The 21,337-nt window shown below is 71.4% G+C and carries 17 protein-coding genes; 8 read left to right on the top strand and 9 right to left on the bottom strand.

Annotated elements, in window-relative coordinates; genetic code table 11:
- Nucleotides 1–62 precede the first annotated feature (62 nt).
- The 3 genes from recO (at nt 63) to M1E25_RS16490 (ending at nt 2,308) form a co-directional block, all read left to right on the top strand.
- Nucleotides 63–812, top strand: coding sequence for a DNA repair protein RecO (gene recO, locus M1E25_RS16500; protein ID WP_251416167.1), 750 nt, complete (start codon nt 63–65; stop codon nt 810–812).
- Between the two features lie 98 nt (nt 813–910).
- Nucleotides 911–1,735, top strand: coding sequence for an isoprenyl transferase (locus M1E25_RS16495; protein ID WP_251416164.1), 825 nt, complete (start codon nt 911–913; stop codon nt 1,733–1,735).
- Between the two features lie 51 nt (nt 1,736–1,786).
- On the top strand, nt 1,787–2,308 hold the full coding sequence (locus M1E25_RS16490) for a GNAT family N-acetyltransferase (protein ID WP_251416161.1): 522 nt from the start codon (nt 1,787–1,789) through the stop codon (nt 2,306–2,308).
- Nucleotides 2,309–2,386: 78 nt separating this feature from the next.
- Here the strand turns inward: M1E25_RS16490 and M1E25_RS16485 are convergent, their stop codons facing one another.
- The 4 genes from M1E25_RS16485 to M1E25_RS16470 form a co-directional block, all read right to left on the bottom strand.
- The gene (locus M1E25_RS16485; protein WP_251416158.1) at nt 2,387–2,809 is read right to left on the bottom strand and encodes a Fur family transcriptional regulator; all 423 of its coding nucleotides are present in this window, start codon (nt 2,807–2,809) and stop codon (nt 2,387–2,389) included.
- A 115-nt stretch (nt 2,810–2,924) separates the two neighbouring features.
- Nucleotides 2,925–3,821 carry a metal ABC transporter permease gene (locus tag M1E25_RS16480; protein ID WP_251416155.1) on the bottom strand — a complete coding sequence of 299 codons (897 nt, stop codon included), beginning with the start codon at nt 3,819–3,821 and terminating at the stop codon, nt 2,925–2,927.
- A complete protein-coding gene (locus M1E25_RS16475) occupies nt 3,821–4,609 on the bottom strand; it encodes a metal ABC transporter ATP-binding protein (protein ID WP_251416152.1) in 789 nt (262 codons plus the stop codon). Before M1E25_RS16475 ends, M1E25_RS16480 begins: the two co-directional genes overlap by 1 nt.
- A 38-nt stretch (nt 4,610–4,647) precedes the next feature.
- Complete coding sequence (locus M1E25_RS16470) at nt 4,648–5,601, bottom strand: metal ABC transporter substrate-binding protein (protein ID WP_251416149.1); 954 nt, start codon at nt 5,599–5,601, stop codon at nt 4,648–4,650.
- Nucleotides 5,602–5,889: 288 nt separating this feature from the next.
- Here M1E25_RS16470 and M1E25_RS16465 point away from each other — a divergent pair, with 288 nt between their 5' ends.
- On the top strand, nt 5,890–7,272 hold the full coding sequence (locus M1E25_RS16465) for a glycine--tRNA ligase (RefSeq protein ID WP_251416146.1): 1,383 nt from the start codon (nt 5,890–5,892) through the stop codon (nt 7,270–7,272).
- 83 nt (nt 7,273–7,355) lie between these two features.
- Here the strand turns inward: M1E25_RS16465 and M1E25_RS16460 are convergent, their stop codons facing one another.
- Nucleotides 7,356–8,156: a helix-turn-helix domain-containing protein gene (locus M1E25_RS16460; RefSeq protein ID WP_251416143.1), complete on the bottom strand. Its 801-nt coding sequence runs from the start codon at nt 8,154–8,156 to the stop codon at nt 7,356–7,358.
- Between the two features lie 62 nt (nt 8,157–8,218).
- Between M1E25_RS16460 and M1E25_RS16455 the strand changes: the two genes are divergently transcribed.
- On the top strand, nt 8,219–8,794 hold the full coding sequence (locus M1E25_RS16455) for a TIGR03086 family metal-binding protein (protein ID WP_251416140.1): 576 nt from the start codon (nt 8,219–8,221) through the stop codon (nt 8,792–8,794).
- 228 nt (nt 8,795–9,022) lie between these two features.
- On the opposite strand, the gene M1E25_RS16450 is transcribed toward M1E25_RS16455, so the two are convergent.
- Entirely contained in the window at nt 9,023–10,480 is a 1,458-nt protein-coding gene (locus tag M1E25_RS16450; protein ID WP_251416137.1) for an MFS transporter, read from the bottom strand.
- Nucleotides 10,481–10,585: 105 nt separating this feature from the next.
- Between M1E25_RS16450 and dusB the strand changes: the two genes are divergently transcribed.
- On the top strand, nt 10,586–11,713 hold the full coding sequence (gene dusB / locus M1E25_RS16445) for a tRNA dihydrouridine synthase DusB (protein WP_251416135.1): 1,128 nt from the start codon (nt 10,586–10,588) through the stop codon (nt 11,711–11,713).
- 71 nt (nt 11,714–11,784) lie between these two features.
- Here the strand turns inward: dusB and M1E25_RS16440 are convergent, their stop codons facing one another.
- Together M1E25_RS16440 and M1E25_RS16435 are read right to left on the bottom strand one after the other, a co-directional pair.
- Nucleotides 11,785–13,740 (bottom strand): amylo-alpha-1,6-glucosidase, encoded by a 1,956-nt coding sequence (locus tag M1E25_RS16440; protein WP_251416132.1) that lies wholly within the window; start codon nt 13,738–13,740, stop codon nt 11,785–11,787.
- Entirely contained in the window at nt 13,737–15,158 is a 1,422-nt protein-coding gene (locus M1E25_RS16435; protein ID WP_251416130.1) for an MGH1-like glycoside hydrolase domain-containing protein, read from the bottom strand. Before M1E25_RS16435 ends, M1E25_RS16440 begins: the two co-directional genes overlap by 4 nt.
- A 433-nt stretch (nt 15,159–15,591) precedes the next feature.
- Between M1E25_RS16435 and M1E25_RS16430 the strand changes: the two genes are divergently transcribed.
- Nucleotides 15,592–16,818: an ROK family transcriptional regulator gene (locus M1E25_RS16430; RefSeq protein ID WP_251416129.1), complete on the top strand. Its 1,227-nt coding sequence runs from the start codon at nt 15,592–15,594 to the stop codon at nt 16,816–16,818.
- 574 nt (nt 16,819–17,392) lie between these two features.
- Nucleotides 17,393–20,140, top strand: a complete 2,748-nt coding sequence (ppdK, locus tag M1E25_RS16425) for a pyruvate, phosphate dikinase (RefSeq protein WP_251416127.1) — start codon at nt 17,393–17,395, stop codon at nt 20,138–20,140.
- A gap of 252 nt (nt 20,141–20,392) precedes the next feature.
- Here the strand turns inward: ppdK and M1E25_RS16420 are convergent.
- Nucleotides 20,393–21,337 (bottom strand): Ig-like domain repeat protein (locus tag M1E25_RS16420; protein WP_251416125.1); only part of this gene is annotated, 945 nt, incomplete at its 5' end.

The following is a 21,337-nucleotide window of genomic DNA, read 5'->3' as shown; positions in this document are numbered from 1 at the left end:
CCCCGGGCCCGGCTCGGGCCGCCCGGCGCGGAACCGGGAATCCCGTGCGCGACAATGGCCGCATGAGTCTGTTCCGCGACGACGGCATCGTGCTGCGCACCCAGAAGCTGGGTGAGGCGGACCGGATCATCACCCTGCTCACCCGTGGTCACGGCCGGGTCCGCGCGGTCGCGCGCGGCGTACGGCGCACGAAGTCGAAATTCGGGGCCCGACTCGAGCCCTTCTCCCACGTGGATGTCCAGTTCTTCGCGCGCGGAAGCGAACTCGTCGGTCGCGGACTGCCGCTGTGCACGCAGAGCGAGACCATCGCCCCGTACGGCAGTGGCATCGTCACCGACTACGGCCGCTACACCGCGGGAACCGCAATGCTGGAGACCGCCGAGCGATTCACCGATCACGAGGGCGAGCCGGCCGTCCAGCAGTACCTGCTGCTCGTGGGCGGGCTGCGGACGCTCGCGAGCGGCGAGCACGAGCCGGCGCTCGTCCTGGACGCGTTCCTGCTGCGCTCCCTCGCCGTCAACGGCTACGCCCCCAGTTTCGACGCCTGCGCGCAGTGCGGAATGCCCGGACCGAACCGGTTCTTCTCGATGGCGGCAGGCGGCGTCGTCTGCGCGGAGTGCCGCGTGCCGGGAAGCGTCGTACCCTCCTCGGAGGCTCTGGTGCTCCTGGGCGCTCTCCTCACGGGCGACTGGGCCACCGCGGACGCGAGCGAGCCGCGGCACGTCCGGGAGGGCAGTGGCCTGGTCGCCGCGTATCTCCACTGGCACCTGGAACGCGGGCTGCGCTCGCTCCGCTACGTGGAAAAGGGCTGACCAGGGCGGCGCGCCCCGCATCCTGGGCCCGGGCCCGGACAGCACACCCGGATCGCACGACAGACGCATCACGACAGACGCTAGGAGACGTGGACCGCATGGCACGACGCGGGATTCTCGGCCGCACCCGCCGCGAGTACAAGACGCCCGAGCCCCACCCGTCCGGCGCGCGTCCGCCGAAGATCCCCGGCGAGCTGGTGCCGAGGCACGTCGCGATCGTCATGGATGGCAACGGCCGCTGGGCCAAGGAGCGCGGACTCCCGCGAACCGAGGGACACAAGGTGGGTGCCGAGCGCGTGCTGGACGTGCTGCAGGGCGCGGTCGAGATGGGCGTGCAGAACATCTCCCTGTACGCGTTCTCCACCGAGAACTGGAAGCGCTCGCCGGACGAGGTGCGCTTCCTGATGAACTTCAACCGCGACTTCATCCGCAAGACCCGTGACCGGCTCGACGAGCTGGGCATCCGGGTGCGCTGGGTGGGCCGGATGCCCCGCCTGTGGAGGTCGGTGGCCAAGGAGCTCGAGGTCGCTCAGGAGCAGACCAAGGACAACGACGGGCTCACGCTGTACTTCTGCATGAACTACGGCGGCCGCGCCGAGATCGCGGACGCCGCGCAGGCCTTGGCGGAGGACGTGAAGGCGGGCCGGCTCGATCCGTCGAAGGTCAGCGAGAAGACCTTCGCCCGGTACCTCTACTACCCCGACATGCCCGACGTGGACCTGTTCCTGCGCCCCTCCGGCGAGCAGCGGACCTCCAACTACCTGATCTGGCAGAGCGCTTACGCCGAGATGGTCTACCAGGACGTGCTGTGGCCGGACTTCGACCGCCGTGACCTGTGGCGGGCGTGCCTCGAGTTCGCCCAGCGCGACCGGAGGTTCGGCGGGGCGCTGCCCAACGAGGGATCGGCGGAGAGCAGCGCCTGACCTGCTGCGTACGGGCTGCGCGGAACGGGCCGGTCGGCGTAGCGTCTCGGTATGGAACCGACGCTGACCGGCTCGGCGGTGACGCTGCGGCCCGCCGTTGAGGCCGACATTCCCCTCCTCGCCGCCATCCGGGCCACCCCCGAGGTGTTCGCCCGGTGGCGCGGCGGGGAAGACCTCGAGGCGGAGATCCGGGCGGACCTCGCGGACGGGGAAACCCGGATCTCGACTGTCGAACTGGACGGGCGCGTCGTGGGCGCGATCCAGTGGAGCGCGCAGGAGGAACCGGACTACCGGCATGCCTCGATCGACATCTATCTCGACCCGGCGGTGCACGGCCGGGGTGTGGGTGCCGACGCAGTCCGGACCCTTGCCCGGCACCTGATCGACGAGCACGGCCACCACCGGCTGGTGATCGACCCGGCGGCCGACAATGCGGCGGCGATCGCGTGCTACCGCAAGGTGGGTTTCCGGCCGGTGGGCGTCATGCGGGCCTACGAGCGGGGATCCGACGACTCCTGGCACGACGGCCTGCTCATGGATCTGCTGGCCGAGGAGCTGACCGAGCCGGATTGAGCCGGGGGCCGCGCACGGGCCGGGGGGCGGAGGGCAGTACCGACCGGAGTACGGCCGCCGGCCCGCAGGGACCGGCCGTCAGCTCTCCGCGCCTGCCGCCGCGCAGTCGCCGCAGGTGCCGAAGATCTCGATGGTGTGGCCCACGTCCACGTACCCGTGTTCCGCGGCGATCTGGTCCGCCCAGGCCTCCACGGCCGGGCCCTCGACCTCGACGGCCTTGCCGCACAGCCGGCACACCAGATGGTGGTGGTGGTCGTCGGTGCTGCACCGGCGGTAGACGGCTTCGCCCTCGCTGGTGCGCAGCACGTCCACCTCACCGGCATCGGCGAGGGACTGGAGGGTGCGGTAGACGGTGGTCAGACCGACCGAGTCGCCCCGGTGCTTGAGCATGTCGTGCAGTTCCTGGGCGCTGCGGAATTCGTCGACCTCGTCGAGTGCCGCCGCCACGGCAGCCCGCTGCCGGGTCGACCTGCCACGCACCGGCGGTCCTGCGGTCGCCACGGTTGCCTCCTCGAATTCGCCCGGTCCGCACGTACGACGGGTCATTGTGCCAGTGGTCGCCGACAGATCCGGCAGAACCGCGTCGTCCGGAAGCCCGCCGGCCGCCCCGGCCCGCTCAGACCTTGACGTCGTCGCCCTGCGGGGGCGTTCCGCCCTCCTCCTCCAGGGTGCACCGTTCCGCTGCCGCTGCGGCCCTCCGGGCCCGCTTCCGCGTCAGCGGAACGGCGGCCGCGGTGAAGGCGAGGAAGACGGCGACGGACAGCAGGACGATGGCCGCACCGGAGGGCGCGTTCACGTAGAACGTGGTCACGGTGCCGGTCAGCGACACGCTCACCCCGATGGCCACGGCGGTCGCCAGGGTCGCCGCGAAACCCCTGCTGACGCGCTGGGCCGCCGCCACGGGGATCACCATCATGGCGCTGACCAGCAGCAGTCCGACGATGCGCATCGCGACGGTCACGGTGACGGCGGCGGTGACCGCGATCAGCAGGTTGAGCAGCCGGACGGGCAGCCCGGAGACCCGGGCGAACTCCTCGTCCTGGCAGACCGCGAAGAGCTGGCGGCGAAGGCCGACGGTGGTCGCGACCACGAAGGCGGCCAGGACGCAGATCGCCGTGATGTCCGCGGGGGCGACCGTGGTGATCGAACCGAACAGATAGGTGAGCAGGTTTCCGGTCGAGCCGTTGGGGGCCAAATTGATGATCATGACACCGCCGGCCATGCCGCCGTAGAACAGCAGGGCCAGGGCGATGTCGCCGCTCGTCCGCCCGCGCGAGCGGATCAGCTCCATCCCGACCGCGCCGATCACCGCGACCACCGTCGCCATCCAGACCGGGCTGGTGCTGAACAGGAAGCCCAGCGCGACGCCGGTCATGGCGACGTGACCGATGCCGTCGCCCATGATCGCCTGGCGTCGCTGCACCAGGTAGATGCCGATGGCCGGGGCGGTGATGCCGACCAGGACGGCCGCCAGCAGGGCCCGCTGCATGAAGGCGTACTCGAGGATCTCCATCAGCTCAGCAGTCCCGTCCGGATCGTTTCGGCCGCCGCGTCGGCGTGCGGGTGTACGTGGTCGTGGCCGGGCAGGGCGTGCTGGCCGACGGCCTCGGGCGGCGGGCCGTCGTGGACGACGCACCCGTCCCGCAGCACCACGGCCCGGTCGATGAGCGGTTCCAGCGGCCCCAGTTCGTGCAGGACCAGCAGCACGGTGGTCTCCCGGGCGACCTGCTCGCGCAGGATGCCCGCGAGCACCTCCTGTCCGGCCAGGTCGACGCCGGCCATCGGCTCGTCCATGATCAGCAGTTCGGGGGAGCCGGCCAGGGCACGGGCGATGAGGACCCGCTGGTGCTGGCCGCCGGAGAGCGCGTCCACGGAGTCCTTGGCGCGGTCGTGCATGCCGACCATGTCCAGCGCCGCGTCGACCGCCAGCCGGTCGGCCCTGCGGACCGGGCCCAGCCGGGTGCGGGCCAGCCGTCCCGCGGTGACGACCTCGCGGACGGTCGCCGGTACGCCGCCGGCGGCGGTGGTGCGCTGCGGCACGTAGCCGATGCGGGCCCAGTCCCGGAACCGCCGCTGGGGGACGCCGAAGAGTTCCAGGGAGCCGCTCGCGAGTGCCACCTGCCCGACCATCGCGCGGACGGCCGTGGACTTGCCGGAACCGTTCGCGCCGAGCAGGGCGACGACCTCGCCGCGGTGCACCGACAGGTCGATCCCGCGCAGGACGGGACGCGAGCCGAGGAAGGCCTTCGCGCTGCTGAGGGAGACGACGGTGTCGGGTCCGGGAACGGATGTACCGGCCATGGCTGGTGCCCTTCGCTGCTGCTGCGGGTGGTGTGGGGTCATGCGGCGCCGAGGGCCTTCTGCAGGGCCTTGAGGTTCGCGCGCATGACCTCGAGGTAGTCGCCGCCCCTGGACTTGTCGGTGATGCCCTCGAGAGGATCGAGCACATCGGTCCGCATGCCGGTGTCCCCGGCGAGGGTTCGGGCGGTCCGGCTGCTGACGAGCGTCTCGAAGAAGACGGTCGAGATCCGTTCCTTCTTCACGATTGCGTGCAGGCTCCTGATCCTGGCAGGGCTGGGCTCCGCCTCGGGATCGAGCCCGCTGACGGCCTCCTGCTTCAGGCCGTAGCGTTCGGCGAGGTGTCCGAACGCGGAGTGGGTGGTGACGAACGTGTCGGTGCGGCGGTTCCTCAGGCCGGACTCGAACTCGTCGTCCAGCGCCCGGAGATCTCCGACCAGAGCATCGGTGTTCTTCCGGTAGCCGGAGGCGTGGTCCGGGTCCGCCTTCTCCAGGGCCTTGCCGACACCCCGGGCGGCCTCGGCGTACTTCACCGGGTCGAGCCAGATGTGCGGGTCGGCGACGCCCTCGCCGTGCTCCTCGGCGCCGTGACCGTGGCCGTCGCCCTCACCGCCGTGGGTGTCCTGCTCGGTGAACGAGCCGGCGTCGACGGCGCTCGTGGTGCCGGACTGGATGACCGCCTCGTCGACGGCGGGCTGAAGGTTCTTGAGGTAGACGACCGCGTCGGCCTCGGCGAGGGCAGCGGTCTGCCGCGGGTTGATCTCCAGGTCGTGCGGCTCGACACCGGGCTTCGTCAGGCCGGTGACGGTGACGTGGTCGCCGCCGATCCGTTCGGCGAGGTACTCCATGGGATAGAACGACGCCACCACGTTCAGCGTGCCGTCCTTGCGGCCGTCCGCCGTCCCGGTGGAGGAGCAGGCGGTCAGCGAGGCCAGGCCCAGAGCGAGGATCCCGGCCACGGCGCGCGTGGACCTCGGGCGGCGACATATGTTCATGACACTCATTTTCAACAATGTTGGAAACGGTTGTCAACAAGAGGGGGTGGCGGACCTCGCCCCGTCCGCGAGCCCGGGAACGGGGCGAGGTCTACCGGCAGCGGGTCGAACCGATTTACGGTGACATCTCGGGGAGCGGCCCCCGGGATGCCGAGACGGATTTGATCCCAGGGGTGTCGCCGCCGGTAACCTGAGGTATTCGCTGGGCCGCAGCGGGCCGTACCGCCTCGTGTGCGGGTTCCGGCGGATCCCACCGACCGCCTTCGTCGTCGTAATGAAGAGAGCACCGTGGCCGCCGACAAGATCGACAGCATCGTCAGCCTGAGCAAGCGCCGTGGCTTCGTCTACCCGTGCAGCGAGATCTACGGCGGTCAGCGGGCCGCCTGGGACTACGGACCGCTCGGCGTCGAGCTCAAGGAGAACATCAAGCGTCAGTGGTGGCGGTCCGTCGTCACCTCGCGTGACGACGTCGTCGGCATCGACTCCTCGGTGATCCTCGCCCGCGAGGTCTGGGAGGCCTCCGGCCACGTCGCCACCTTCACCGACCCACTGACCGAGTGCACCTCCTGCCACAAGCGGTTCCGCGCGGACCACCTGGAGGAGGCGTACGAGGCCAAGCACGGCCGCCTCCCCGCGAACGGCCTCGCGGACGTCAACTGCCCGCACTGCGGCAACAAGGGCGGCTTCACCGAGCCCAAGCAGTTCTCCGGCCTGCTCTCCACCCACCTGGGCCCGACGCAGGACTCCGGCTCGGTCACCTACCTGCGCCCCGAGACCGCCCAGGGCATCTTCACCAACTTCGCCCAGGTCCAGCAGACCTCGCGCAAGAAGCCGCCGTTCGGCATCGCCCAGACCGGCAAGTCGTTCCGCAACGAGATCACGCCCGGCAACTTCATCTTCCGGACCCGCGAGTTCGAGCAGATGGAGATGGAGTTCTTCGTCAAGCCGGGCGAGGACGAGCAGTGGCACGAGTACTGGATGCAGCAGCGCTGGAACTGGTACCTCGACCTCGGCATGCGCGAGGAGAGCATCCGCTGGTACGAGCACGCCAAGGAGAAGCTCTCCCACTACTCGAAGCGCACCGTCGACATCGAGTACCGCTTCAACTTCGGCGGCACCGAGTTCTCCGAGCTCGAGGGCATCGCCAACCGCACGGACTACGACCTCAAGGCGCACTCCGAGGCCTCCGGCCAGGACCTGTCGTTCTTCGACCAGGAGGCCGGCGAGCGCTGGTTCCCGTACGTCATCGAGCCCGCGGCCGGCCTCAACCGCGCCATGCTCGCCTTCATGCTCGACGCCTACAACGAGGACGAGGCGCCGAACGCCAAGGGCGTCATGGAGAAGCGCACCGTCATGCGCCTCGACCCGCGCCTGGCGCCGGTCAAGGTCGCGGTGCTGCCGCTGTCCCGCAACCCGCAGCTCTCGCCGAAGGCCAAGGGCCTCGCGGCCGACCTGCGCAAGAACTGGAACATCGACTTCGACGACGCGGGCGCCATCGGCCGCCGCTACCGCCGCCAGGACGAGATCGGCACGCCGTTCTGCGTGACCGTCGACTTCGACACCCTGGACGACAACGCGGTGACCGTGCGCGAGCGCGACACGATGAAGCAGGAGCGCGTCTCCCTCGACCAGATCCAGTCCTACCTCGGTGGCCGCCTGCTCGGCTGCTGAACGGATCGCCGCCGGACGCCCCGTCCTCCCCTCGTGGGAAGGCGGGGCGTCCGCCGTTGCCGGGTGCGCGGGACGGGCAGCCCTCAGCGCGGACAGGCGGTGGGCGGCACGCCGATCGTGGCCGTGAAGTCGCGTACCAGGTGGGCCTGGTCGCTGTAGCCGAGCTCGGCGGCGAGCCCCGCCCAGTCGATCTCCCGCTCGCTGCCCGCACGCTCCAGGGCCTCGTGGAACCGGTAGCGCAGGATGACCCACTTGGGGCCGACGCCGACGTACGCGGCGAAGAGGCGCTGGAGCGCCCTGACGGACAGCCCCGCGTCACGGGCGAAGCCGGCCACGCGCCCGACGGTACGGTCGGTGCGCAGCCGCTCGACCAGTTCCATGGCGAGATCGGCCTGTGGATCCGGACGGGGGCCAGCCGCCAGCAGAAAGGCGTCGAGCGCGGCCACTCGGGCGTCCTCGTCGTCCGGCCCGAGCACGGCGGCGGGCGCGTCACCGGTCCCCGGGAAGACCTCGGTGTGCGCCACGTTCCGGCCCGTCCACGCCGACACCGGCCGGGAGGGCGCGAACGGCCGGAAGCCGCCGGGCCGGAACTGCACGCCGCACACCCGCCCGGCACCTTCGAGCTTGTGGGCCGACAACTGCGGCCCCACCCCCGCGACCTCTCCGAACTCCGTTCGCCCGCCGTACCGTTGGAAGACCAGATTCACCGACGGGTGGGGCACGACGTGGGCGGCGTACGGCTCGGCAAGGTCCCAGTCGATGAGCCAGTAGTGCTCCAGATACGGGCGCAGCGGCGCGGCGGGTTCGCGCCGGCGGAAGCGCACCCGCGAGAGCAGGGCCCGGGGGTCGACGATGCCCCGGGTGTCGCGCCGCGGACCGGTCATGGGCCGATCGTATGTCGCGTTTCTTCAAGCCGCCGGGCTTCGGTCCCGCATAGCGTCGCCCCATGACGACCCGAATCAGTGAACTGCTCGAGGAAGCGTCCGGCCGGGCCGTGCCGGTCGTGCGCGCGGTACCCGACGACCGGCTCGGGGAGCCGACACCGTGCACCGAGTACACCGTGGGCCAACTGCTCGACCACCTCTTCCACGTGGTGATCGGCTTCCAGTCACTGGCCGCGAGACAGCAGGCCGAATTCACCGTGACACCCCACTACCTCGAGGGCGAGTGGCGCGGCCGGTTCGCCGACGAGACCGCGAAGCTCGTCGCGGCCTGGGCGGCCCCCGGGGCCGACGAGGGTGTGGCAGGCAGCATGAACCTCCCGGCGCGCACGGTCGGCGCCATGGTGCTCGGCGACCTGACCGTGCACGCCTGGGACCTCGCCCGTGCCACCGGGCAGGCCTATGACCCCGATCCGTCGAGCGCCGGCGTCATCGAGGCGATGGTGGCCGACATGGCTCCCATGGCGCGCTCGATGAAGGTCTTCGGCGAGCCCGTCCCGCTGCCCGACGACGCCCCCGCCTTCGACCGCCTGCTGGCCGCGACGGGCCGCGACCCGGGGTGGAGGTCCGAGCGGGTCTGACCCGGCACACCTGCGTCCTGCACCGGGGCGTGGGTGGGGCGAACACCGGTCCCGGTCACCGCCGTTCAGCGACGCGGCCCGCGCGGGTCCGGCCGCTCCGTCGGCCGGCCGTACACCCCGCCGCTGCCGGCGCGCAGGTGGTCGCGGGACGGCTGTTCGCCGAAGACGTGACCGGGGCGGAACGTGCAGCGGCCCGCACGCGATGTCGTGCGGGCCGCTGCGTGGGCATCAGGACCGGGAGCCGACCGCCTCCCGGCGAGTGTCCTCCGCCTCCAGCCGGACGGCCGCCCGGCGGGCCGTCTCCCGGGCCCACGACCCCGTGGTGAGCGCGCCCAGTGCGGCGATGGCCGCCCCGCAGCCCGCGATGATCCACCAGGCGGGCCGGCTTGCATCGACGAAGCCCGCCGTCTCCGACGCACCCCGCGCAGCGCCCGCTGTCAGCACCGCACCGATGACGGCAACCCCGAGCGAGGTGCCCACCTGCCGGCTCGTCGAGGCGACGGCGGACGCCACCCCCGCCTGGGACCGCGGCATGCCGGACACCGCGGTGTTGGTGATCGGGGCGTTGACCAGACCGAAGCCGATGCCGAACAGCACGTAGCCGCCGAACAGCAGCGGCACGGACGAGCCGGCGTCGAATGCCGCGAACAGCACGGCGCACGCCGCCATCGCCGGCCCGGCGACGAGCAGCGGCAGCCGGGGCCCGCGGCTGCCGACCAGCCGCCCGGACAGCGGCGCGAAGACGAACGTCATCGCTGCCATCGGCAGCATCCACAGCCCCGCGTGCAGCGCGGACAGTCCCCGGACGTCCTGCAGATACAGCGTGTTGAGGAAGAGGAAGCCGCCGAGGGCGGCGAATCCGCACACCGCTATGGCTGTGGCGCCGCTGAACGGGGCACTGCGGAAGAACCGCGGATCGATCAGCGGTTCCGGATGCCGTCGCTCGTAGCGCACCAGCCCGATCAGCGAGGCGACGGCGACGAGGACCAGGGACACGATCAGCGGAGACCCCCAGCCGATCACCGCCCCTTCGATGATCGCGTAGGTGAGCGGGCCCAGGACGCCGATCACGAGCAGCTGCCCCACCGGGTCCGTCCGGCGTGGCCGGGGCGCCCGCGACTCCGGCACGAAGAGCCAGGTCAGCAGCAGCGCCGCGAGACCGACCGGCAGGTTGACCCAGAAGATCGACCGCCAGCCGACCGTCTCCACCAGCACCCCGCCCACCAGCGGGCCCGCGGCGAGACTGATGCCGACGACGCCGCCCCACACACCGATGGCCCGGGCCCGTTCGCGGGGGTCCGTGAACACGTTGGCGATGATGGACATGGCGACCGGGTTCAGCATCGAGCCGCCGACCGCCTGCACCATGCGGAACGCCACCAGCCACCCCAGCCCGGGCGCCATGCTGCACAGCACCGAGCCCAAGGTGAAGACGATCAGCCCGGTCCGGAACACCCGGCGGCGCCCGATCCGGTCCGCGACGGACCCCGAGAGGATCAGCAGCGATGCCAGCACCAGGGTGTAGGCATCGATCGTCCACTGCATGCCGGAGACCGATGCGCCGAACTCCCGGCGCATCGAGGGAAGGGCGACATTGAGGACGGTGTTGTCGAGACTGACGATCAGCAGGCTCATGCAGCAGATCGCGAGGACGAGCAGACGCCGCCGAGGGCTGAGACCGGGCATGGTTGAACGCTACATCGATCTCCCCCGGACGCTCCGGCCCCGCCCCCTCCGGCGTGCGCGACAATGGGAGACCGCACACCGCCGTACCCCGCAAGGAACCCCTCGATGACGCAGCTGCAGATCGGCCCGCACACGGTGCAGCCGCCGGTCGTCCTGGCCCCGATGGCCGGGATCACCAACGCACCGTTCCGCACCCTGTGCCGGGAGTTCTCCGGCGGCAAGGGCCTGTTCGTCAGCGAGATGATCACCACCCGGGCCCTGGTCGAGCGGGACACCAAGACGATGCGCCTCATCCGCTTCGACGGCACCGAGAAGCCGCGTTCGATCCAGCTCTACGGCGTCGACCCGGTCACCGTCGGCAAAGCCGTCCGCATGATCGCCGACGAGGACCTCGCCGACCACATCGACCTCAACTTCGGCTGCCCCGTCCCGAAGGTCACCCGCAAGGGCGGCGGATCGGCGCTGCCGTACAAGCGCCATCTGCTCCGCGCCATCCTGCGTGAGGCCGTCGCGGGCGCCGGCGGACTCCCGGTGACCATGAAGATGCGCAAGGGCATCGACGACGACCACCTCACCTGCCTGGACGCCGGCCGGATCGCCGTCGAGGAGGGCGTCACTGCCATCGCCCTGCACGGCCGCACCGCCGCCCAGCACTACGGCGGCACCGCCGACTGGGAAGCGATCGCCCGGCTCAAGGAGCACGTCCCGGAGATCCCCGTCCTCGGCAACGGCGACATCTGGTCCGCGGAGGACGCGCTGCGCATGATGCGCGAGACCGGCTGCGACGGCGTGGTCGTCGGGCGCGGCTGCCTCGGACGGCCCTGGCTGTTCGGCGACCTCGTCGCGGCCTTCGAGGGCACGGGCAGGCCCGCCGAGCCGACACTGAAGGACGTCGCGCAGATCATGCTGCGCCACGCGGAACTGCTGGGCGAGTGGCTGGAGGACGAGGCGCGCGGCGTCATCGACTTCCGCAAGCACGTCGCCTGGTACACCAAGGGCTTCTCGATCGGCTCCGACATGCGCCGCAAGCTGGCCGTGACGTCCTCCCTGACCGAGCTGGGCGGACTGCTGGACGGCCTCGACCTGGACCAGCCCTGGCCGGCCGGCGCGGACGGCCCGCGCGGCCGTACGTCCGGCCGCAACCGCGTGGTGCTGCCCGACGGCTGGCTCGACGACCCGTACGACTGCGCGAGCATCGGCGAGGACGCGGAACTCGACACCTCCGGCGGCTGAGCGGCCGGGACTCCGGGGACGCCGAACGCCGCCGGGCCTCCCGGGCTCGGCGGCGTTCGGCGGGTGCGATGTCAGGCTTGCGCCGTGTCCCGCAGGGCGGTGAGCAGGGCGAGCGGAGTCGCCGCCGCCCACGACTGCGGCGAGCACGAGTGCGGGTAGGGCACCGGGTCGGGGTGCTCGTCCGGCCCGTATCCGGCCATCACCTCGGGCAGCCGGTAACCCGTGCGGGCCGCGGCTGCCACCACGCCCTCGGCGATCCTGCGGACCTCCTCGCCGAGCCCGTACCGGGCCAGGCCGAGGGCGATCACGGCGTTGTCGTGCGGCCACACCGAGCCCCGGTGGTAGGACAGTGGCTGGTACGCCGCCTGGCCGGCGGCCAGCGTGCGCACGCCCCAGCCGGAGAAGAAGTCCGGCTCCAGCAGCCGCCGGCCGACCCGTTCGCCGCGCTCCTGGCCGAGGATGCCCGACCACAGCAGATGACCCGCGTCCGAACCGAGCGCGTCCATCCGCCGCCCCTCGCCGTCCAGGGCGAGCGCCGGGAAGTCCTCCGCATCCAGCCAGAAGTCGCGGGCGAATCGCTCCTTCAGATCGTCCGCGGCCTCGTCGAGCCGGTCCGCGTAGGCCGTGTCGGACCAGACGGTGCGGGCCAGCCGGGCGGTGCGGCGCAGGGCGTCGTAGGCGTAGCCCTGCGCCTCGGCCACGGCGATGGCGCCCTCGGCCTGGGTACCGTCGGCCCGGCAGATGGCACCGGGGGAGTCCTTCCAGTTCTGGTTGGCGAGGCCGCCCTCGTCGGCCCGGTAGAGGAGGTAGCCCCGTTCGTCCAGCCCGCCGTGGCGTTCCATCCAGGTCACGGCTGCCCGCGCGTGCCGCTCGAGCCGGCGGGCGAGCCGCTCGTCGCCGGTCCGCTCGGTGAAGGCACCGAGCAGGACGAGGAAGAGCGGGGTGGCGTCGACGGTGCCGTAGTAGCGGCCGAACGGCACCTGACCGAAGGCGGCGAGTTCGCCGTGGCGGATCTCGTGCACGATCTTGCCGGGCTGGGCGGCGCGCGCCGGGTCGTCGGAGGTCGCCTGCACGGCGGCCAGGGCGGGCAGCGTGGCCTCCGCAAGCTCCGGGCGGTACGGGAGCGCGAACAGCGAGGTGAGCAGCGAGTCACGGCCGAAGATGGTGAGGAACCACGGCACGCCCGCCCCGGGCACCCGCAGCTCCTCGCCGTCCGGCCCGAGGGCCGGTACGCGCAGCCCGGCGAGGTCCGTCAGCCCCTGCTCGCAGGCGCGCCGCAGCTCGGGCCACTCGGTCTCCGCGGCCGGGTCGGGGGCCGCGGCGGTGAACTCCGCGATGTCCGCGGAGGTCCGGGCTGCGACGGCGGCGGGGGTGGCCGGGGCCTCGGGCGGCTCCGGTGCGCCGTCCGGGCGGGCGGACACGCGCAGCGCCAGTTCGGCGGTGCCGTGCGGCTCGAGCGGCACGGTCCAGCGCAGCCGCCGGGCGCCGTCGTCGGTGGCGTCGACGGCCTCGGGTCGGGGGTGCGCGGTGACGGTCGTCCGGGAGTGCCAGTGCGAGCGCCGGTAGCCGAACTCCACGCCGTCGGGCAGCGACCGGCAGGTGCGGTCGGCGCCGGGCTTGTCGTAGTCGTTGTGGTCGGCCCGCAGCTCGAACTGGTCGGCGAAGTCGGCATCGGCGGTGATCGCCACGGTCACGTCGACGGCCTCGCCGGTGTTGCCCGTCAGGCGCAGGGTCTCCACCAATGTGCCGTCGCAGACAGCCTGTTCGCGGAACACGGTGTACCGGGCGGGTTCGCCGCGGACCCCGGCCGGGGTGAGGACGCCCGCTGCCTGCTCCCCGGTGGCCACGGGCACCAGGACGGCCGGTTCGGCCCCGTCCAGCGTCAGTTGCCAGCGGCTCAGGTGCCGGGCGTCGCGCCGGAAGAGACCGTCCGGGGACGTGCTCGGGGCGCCGGTGATGTCACCGGAGGGGGAGAGGGCGGCGAAGGTTCCGTCGTGGACGAGCAGACGGTTCTCCGTGGTGGTCATCCGATGTCTCCGGTCTGTGTCGTGGGGGCGGGGTCTTCGGCGGGGGCGGGAGCGGCTTCGAGGCCGGCCGGACCGGCGGTGAGCAGGTCCAGGGCGAGAGCCGCGGTCCAGCTGAAGTCCCGGGTGCCGCGGGCCTCGCCGGTGAACGGATCGACGTACTCCGCGAATCCCGAGGCACCGGCCGCGTCGATCAGTGATGCGCGCAGGGCGTCGGCGCGGGCCGTCTCGCCGTACTGGCGCATGCCGCGCTCCAGCAGCCAGTTGGTGTTGAACCAGGCCGGCCCGCGCCAGTAGCGGTGCGGGTCGAAGGCGTGACCCTGGAGGTCGTAACTGGGGACGAGCGGCACGGTGGTGCCGAGCCCGAAGTGCCGTCCGGACGCCGTCCGCAGCAGGGCGTCGACGACCCGGCGCGGCAGTCCGGGGACGATCAGCGGGATCAGGCCCGTGACGCTCCGCTCCCGGATCGGCTCGCCGCCGCGGACATCCCGGCAGAGGAACATCCCGGCGTCCTCGTCCCACAGCCGTCCGACGAGCGCCTCGGTCAGCTCCCGGGCCCGGGCGCGGTGCGGCGCGGGGTCGGCGCCCGTCTCCGCTGCGATCTCCGCGAGCGCGTGCTCGGAGACGACGAGGAGGGCGTTGACGCCGGGGTCCTCGACGGCGAAGGAGTGCGGGGCGACGAGATCGCGGTAGCCGCGGTCACGATAGTCGGCGACCAGCCGGACGTAGCGGCCGTAATCGAGGTCGGTGGGGCGGTCGGCGGCATCGCCGTGCGCCAGGTCGGCGCGGCGGAAAGTGCCTGCGTCCGCCGGTTCGATCCGGGACAGCGGCCCGTCCCAGCAGGGGCTGTTGTCCATCCCCGGCTCCCACGGATGGACGACCGATATCAGGCCGCTGCCGCCCAGGTCGCGCTGTTCGGCGAGGTAGCGGTGCCAGGCCGCCAGCCGTGGCCGGACGCGGCGGAGGAAGCCGCGGCGGTGTGAGGTCTTGGGGTCGGCGCGGTGCACGAGCCAGGCGGCCAGGGCGTGGACCGGAGGTTGCACGATCCCGGAGGTCTCGATTCCGGCGGGTGCTCCGGCTGCGGCGCCCGCGGTGGAGGAGCGCCAGAAGTCGGGGGACGGGAAGTAGGCGTCGAGGGGCACCACCGGGTTGAACACGATGTGGGGGACGCGTCCGTCCCCCCACTGGGCGCGCAGCAGCGTTTCCAGTTCCTGCTGGGCACGCTCGGCGGAGAGGTGCCGCAGGCCGATGGAGATGAACGCCGAGTCCCAGCTCCACTGGTGGGGGTAGAGCCCGCGGGAGGGGACGGTGGAGGCTCCGGCCCAGTTGCCGGTCAGGACGCGTTGGGCGGCGCTGCGCAGCTGTCCCGGCTCGAGGGGGCGGCCGGTGGTGGTGTGCGGTGCGGTTGTGGTGGGGGTCATGAGGGCGCGGGGTGGTCGTGGCCGACGGTCGTGCGCATCGATCGGTACCTCTCCGGATCGGTTTCGTCGAAGGTAGCCTAGGGATAAGTATTGCGAAAATACATAACTGGCCCTGTGGTGCGTGCAACGAGGACGCAAAGCGGGGCAATGAAGGCGAGGCATGGTTCGAGAGGCCGGGGCGGGGCGGCGGGTCCCGGCGAGCGGCTCTCCCGGCGGCCCTTGCCCGGCCCGGCCGCCCGGTGCATGCGTTCCCAACTCGCCCGTACGGCACGAGTGTTGTGACGGGGGCGGGGTGCGCGGCAGCGCGGTGGCCGGCTCCGTCATGCTCACGGCACCCGTGGTACTTCTGTTCCTGGCCGCAGATCGTCGCCGGCGCCGAGGGCGGCGGCGCGGCCGACACGAGCTGAACACCGAACGGCAGGGACGCGGATCGATGACGGGGCGAATCGGGACGACCGGGAACCAGGCCGGCGCAGGACATCTGCTCCGGCTCATCCGGGAGGGCACGGCCACCACCCGCGGTGAGCTCCAGCGGGCCACCGGCCTGTCCCGCTCCACCGTGGGCCACCGGTTGGACGAGCTCTTCCACGCCGGCTGGATCCGGGAGACCGCGGGGCGTCCCGCCGATGCCCGTACCGGCGGACGGCCCTCCCTGCGCCTGGAGTTCGACGGTTCGCACGGAGTCGTGCTCACGGCCGACCTGGAGACCCGGCAGGCCGGTGCCGCCGTGCTCGACCTCAACGGGCGGGTGCTGGCCCAGCGCACGGGCCCGCTCGTCCTCGCCGACGGCCCGGACGCCGTCCTCGACCGGCTCGGCGGCTGGTTCGGCCCGCTCCTGGAGGAGGCCGGGGCGGAGCCCGGCAAGGTCTGCGGTGCCGGGCTGTCAGTGCCCGGGCCGGTGGACCACGCCGCCGGTCGGGTGGTGCAGCCACCGATCATGCCCGGCTGGGACGGGTATCCGATCCCGGACCGGTTCCGGGAGGCCGTGGCCGGGCAGATGGGGACGCCCGCCGGCGGTGAACTCCCGGTGCTCGTCGACAACGACGCGAACCTCATGGCCTTCGCCGAACAGCGCACCGGCTACCCGGACTGCTCGGCGTTCCTGCTGGTCAAGGTCTCCACCGGGATCGGCGCCGGGCTCGTGGTGGACGGCGGTGTCTACCGCGGCATCGACGGCGGCGCCGGGGACATCGGGCACATCCGCCTGCACGACTGCCCGGACGCGCTGTGCATGTGCGGCTCCTACGGCTGTCTGGCCGCAGTGGCGAGCGGCGGGGCGCTCGCCGCAGAGCTCGCAGCGGCCGGACAGCCGGTGACGTACGGCTTCGAGGTCGCCGAGCAGCTGGCGGCGGGCAATCCCGACGCCGTCCGGCTGGCCCGCGAGGCGGGACGCCGGGTCGGGGCGGTGCTCGTCACCGTGGTGAGTGTGCTCAATCCCGGGGTGCTGATGATCGCGGGCGATCTGGCGGGAACGCCGTTCGTCACCGGTGTGCGAGAGCTGCTGTATCAACGCGCCATGCCCCGTTCGACCGCGCACCTCGATGTGGTCACCTCGCGGCTGGGCGCCCGGGCGGGCCTGGCCGGAGCGGGAGCGATGGTCGTCGAGCAGCTCTATGCGCCCGGCACGGCGGACGCCCGCCTCGCCGCGCTGCGGGTCTGACGCCCAGCGAAATGCGGCACTCCGTGCCTCGGCTGTTGCCGCCGGCCTCCGCGAGACTCGCACGGATGGCGTCGACTTTCAAGCGCTCATTCGAGCGTCATGGCCCGCTCATGTGTCCAGTGAGTGAGATCTGACCCCTGGAGAGGGCGTGATTCTCGCCACCTTGATAAGGGCTGCGCTCAGATGAGCGATTTTGGGAATCGGCGCCCCCTGCCGTCGAGGCGGATGCATCTCTCCAACGGGTGGCACCGGGTGCCACTTCATTTGTGTTCGCTTTCTCGATGCACCGAACGACATGGGGAGCAAAGCGTGCAGGCAGGAATCCGTCACGACGGATTGAACGGGACATCCGAGTTCAAGTTCTGAACGCATGGCCTGAACGGCCTGCAACCCCAAGGATTGCAGGTCCAGTGGGCTGTATCACATTCGATCTCGCGGCAGCCGAGTGGTTGCAGACGGACGACGGCCGAGTGGACGTACGCAGACGCCTTCGATCTGGGTACGCTCCCCGCCGTCAGGGCAGCCTCCCCGAGACTTTCGTCCGGGGGTATCCCCAGCGAGGTGTCGAGAACCCGTGCCGGTAAACCAAGAAACCCAGGCAGGACAGGCCGAAACCCGGAAGTTCGTCTACGACTTCACCGAGGGCAACAAGGACCTCAAGGACCTGCTCGGCGGGAAGGGGGCCAACCTCGCCGAGATGACCAACCTCGGCCTTCCCGTTCCTCCCGGATTCACCATCACCACCGAGGCCTGCAAGGTCTACCTCGACAGCGGTACCGAGCCCCCGGCACTGCGCGACGAGGTGAGCCGTCACCTCGACGCACTCGAGAACCGCATGGGCAAGAAGCTCGGCCGACCCGACAACCCCCTGCTGGTGTCGGTGCGTTCGGGCGCCAAGTTCTCCATGCCGGGCATGATGGACACCGTCCTCAACATCGGTCTGTCCGACGAGTCCGTGGCCGGGCTGGCCGAACAGGCGGGCGACGAGCGGTTCGCCTGGGACTCCTACCGCCGGCTGATCCAGATGTTCGGCAAGACCGTTCTCGGCGTCGACGGCGACCTCTTCGAAGAGGCGCTGGAGGAGGCCAAGAAGGGCCGCAACGCCGTCACCGACGTGGACCTCGAGACGGCCGACCTCCGGCAGCTCGTCGAGGACTTCAAGGCCATCGTCCTCAAGGAGACCGGCCGTTCCTTCCCACAGGAGCCGCGTGAGCAGATGGACCTCGCGGTCCGCGCGGTCTTCGACTCCTGGAACACCGACCGGGCCAAGCTCTACCGGCGCCAGGAGCGCATCCCCGGTGACCTCGGCACGGCCGTCAACGTCTGTTCCATGGTCTTCGGCAACCTCGGCCCCGACTCGGGCACCGGCGTCGCCTTCACCCGCGACCCGGCCAGCGGCCACCAGGGCGTGTACGGCGACTACCTGCAGAACGCCCAGGGCGAGGACGTCGTCGCCGGAATCCGCAACACCGTTCCGCTCGCGGACCTCGAGTCGCTCGACAAGAAGTCGTACGACGAGCTGATGCAGATCATGGAAACCCTCGAGACGCACTACAAGGACCTGTGCGACATCGAGTTCACCATCGAGCGCGGCAAGCTGTGGATGCTCCAGACCCGTGTCGGCAAGCGCACCGCCGGTGCCGCTTTCCGTATCGCCACCCAACTCGTCGATCAAGGCCTGATCGACGAGGCCGAGGCCCTGCAGCGGGTCAACGGCGCCCAATTGGCGCAGCTGATGTTCCCGCGGTTCGACGAGAACGCCACCGGCCGCGAGGGCGTGCAGAGGATCGGCCGCGGCATCGCCGCCTCCCCCGGTGCGGCGGTCGGCAAGGCCGTCTTCGACTCGTACACGGCCGTCAAGTGGTCCCGCTCCGGCGAGAAGGTCATCCTGATCCGCCGTGAGACCAACCCCGACGACCTGAACGGCATGATCGCCGCCGAGGGCATCCTCACCTCGCGCGGTGGCAAGACCTCGCACGCGGCCGTCGTCGCCCGGGGCATGGGCAAGACCTGTGTCTGCGGCGCCGAGGAGCTGGAGGTCGACACCAAGCGGCGGCGGATGACGGCGCCCGGCGGCGTCGTCGTCGAGGAGGGCGACATCGTCTCCATCGACGGTTCGTCGGGCAAGGTCTACGTCGGCGAGGTGGCGGTGGTGCCGTCCCCCGTCGTCGAGTACTTCGAGGGCCGGATGCACGCCGGCGCCGACGACGCGGACGAGCTCGTCCAGGCCGTGCACCGGATCATGGCGTATGCCGACCGCGTGCGACGGCTGCGGGTGCGCGCCAACGCCGACAACGCCGAGGACGCCGCCCGCGCCCGCCGGTTCGGCGCCCAGGGCATCGGTCTGTGCCGCACCGAGCACATGTTCCTCGGCGAGCGCCGCGAGATGGTCGAGCGACTGATCCTCGCCGACCACGACGACGAGCGCGAGGAGGCCCTCGGTGCCCTTCTGCCGCTGCAGAAGGCCGACTTCGTCGAGCTCTTCGAGTCGATGGACGGACTTCCGGTCACCGTCCGGCTGCTCGACCCGCCGCTGCACGAGTTCCTGCCCGACATCACCGACCTGTCGGTGCGGGTGGCGCTGGCCGAGTCCCGGCACGAGAAGCACGAGAACGACCTGCGGCTCCTCCAGGCCGTGCACAAGCTGCACGAGCAGAACCCCATGCTGGGCCTGCGCGGTGTGCGCCTCGGTCTCGTCATCCCGGGGCTGTTCGCCATGCAGGTACGGGCGATCGCCGAGGCCGCGGCCGAGCGGCGCAACGGGAAGACCGACCCGCGGGCAGAGATCATGATCCCGCTGGTGGGAACGGTGCAGGAGTTGGAGATCGTCCGCGAGGAGGCGGAGAAGGTGATCGCGGAGGTCGAGCAGGCCACCGGCACCGACCTCAAGCTCACCCTCGGCACGATGATCGAACTGCCGCGGGCCGCGCTGACGGCCGGGCAGATCGCCGAGGCCGCGGAGTTCTTCTCGTTCGGCACCAACGATCTGACCCAGACGGTGTGGGGCTTCTCCCGCGACGACGTCGAAGCGAGCTTCTTCACCGCCTACCTGGAGAAGGGCATCTTCGGGGTCAGCCCGTTCGAGACGATCGACCGCGACGGCGTCGGATCGCTCGTGCGCAGTGCCGTCGAGGCCGGCCGGGCGACCCGTCCGGACCTCAAGTTGGGTGTCTGCGGTGAGCACGGTGGCGACCCGGAGTCCGTCCACTTCTTCCACGAGGTGGGGCTGGACTACGTCTCCTGCTCGCCGTTCCGGATCCCGGTGGCCCGGCTCGAAGCCGGCCGCGCGGCGGCGGAGAGCCAGGGCAGCGACTCGCGCTGACGACCGGGGAGCGCAAGCACCGGAGCCACCACAGGGGTTCGCCCGCCCAGGATCGCGGGCGGCCCTCAGCCCCCGGGGCGGTTCCGGCAACCAGGGGCGGCACCTTGTGCGGAGGTGCCGCCCCGGCCTTTTCGGTTCGGCGGACCGGGCTCGACCCGCTTGCCGGTGCCCCGGCGGACGCACGGCGCCGGGCCGCCCCTGACGGGACGGCCCGGCGTCGTCCTGCGGTGCAGGAACAGGTCTGCCGGTGGACTAGACGACGTCGTGGTCTTCGGTGTCGTCGGAGATGTTGTAGTCGGCGGCTCCGTCGTAGGTGGCGGTGATGGTGAAGGTGCCGGATGCGCCGTAGGCGTGGACGGGGGCGGTTGCGGTGCCGGTTCCGTCGAGGGGGACGTCATCGGCGGTGTTGCCGTCGCCGAAGTCGAAGTCGACGGTTCCGGTCGGCGTGCCACCTCCCGGCCCGACTGCGACGACGGTTGCGGTGACGGTGACGTCTTCTCCGATGGCGGAAGGGTCGGGGTCATCGCTGATGATCGTGGTCGTGGTGTCTGCCGGGTTCACGACGTGCGGATCGGCGTCGAACGAGACCAGGTAGTCGTCGTTGCCGTTGTACGTGGCCGTGATGGCGTACACCCCGGCTGTGGTGTAGGCGTGGACGGGGGTGGTTGCGGTGCCGGTTCCGTCGAGGGGGACGTTCACGACGGGAGTTCCGTCGTCGAAGTCGAAGTCGACGCTGCCGGTGGGCGTCCCGCCTCCGGGAGCCACGGCGACCACCGTTGCGGTGGCGGTGACGTCCTCGCCGACGACCGACGGGTCGGGGGAGTCGACGAGGGTGATGTCCGTCAGCGCCGGGTTGACGTCTTGCGTGTCGGTGTCGGAGGAGCCGGTGTAGTCGGAGGTTCCGGTGTAGGTGGCGGTGATGGTGTAGGGGCTGCCGCTGACGCTGGTGTAGGCGTGGGGCGGTGTGGTCGCCGTTCCGCTCATCAGGGGCACGGTGACGGTGGGTGATCCGTCGCCGAAGTCGAAGGTGACGTTGCCGGTGGGTGTGCCGGCTCCGGGTGCGTTGGCGACCACGGTTGCGGTGGCGATGACGTCTTCGCCGACGACGGAGGGATTGGGCGAACCGGCGACCGTGGTGGTGGTGGCCGCCGCGTTCACCGTGTGCGGCTCGGTGTCCGAGGAGCCGGTGTAGTCGGA

Origin of the sequence: Streptomyces meridianus, from assembly GCF_023703325.1 — a bacterium.
GTDB classification, from domain to species: domain Bacteria; phylum Actinomycetota; class Actinomycetes; order Streptomycetales; family Streptomycetaceae; genus Streptomyces; species Streptomyces meridianus.
Note: the sequence above shows the minus strand (reverse complement) of the source record. Positions and strands in the feature narration are given on the sequence as shown.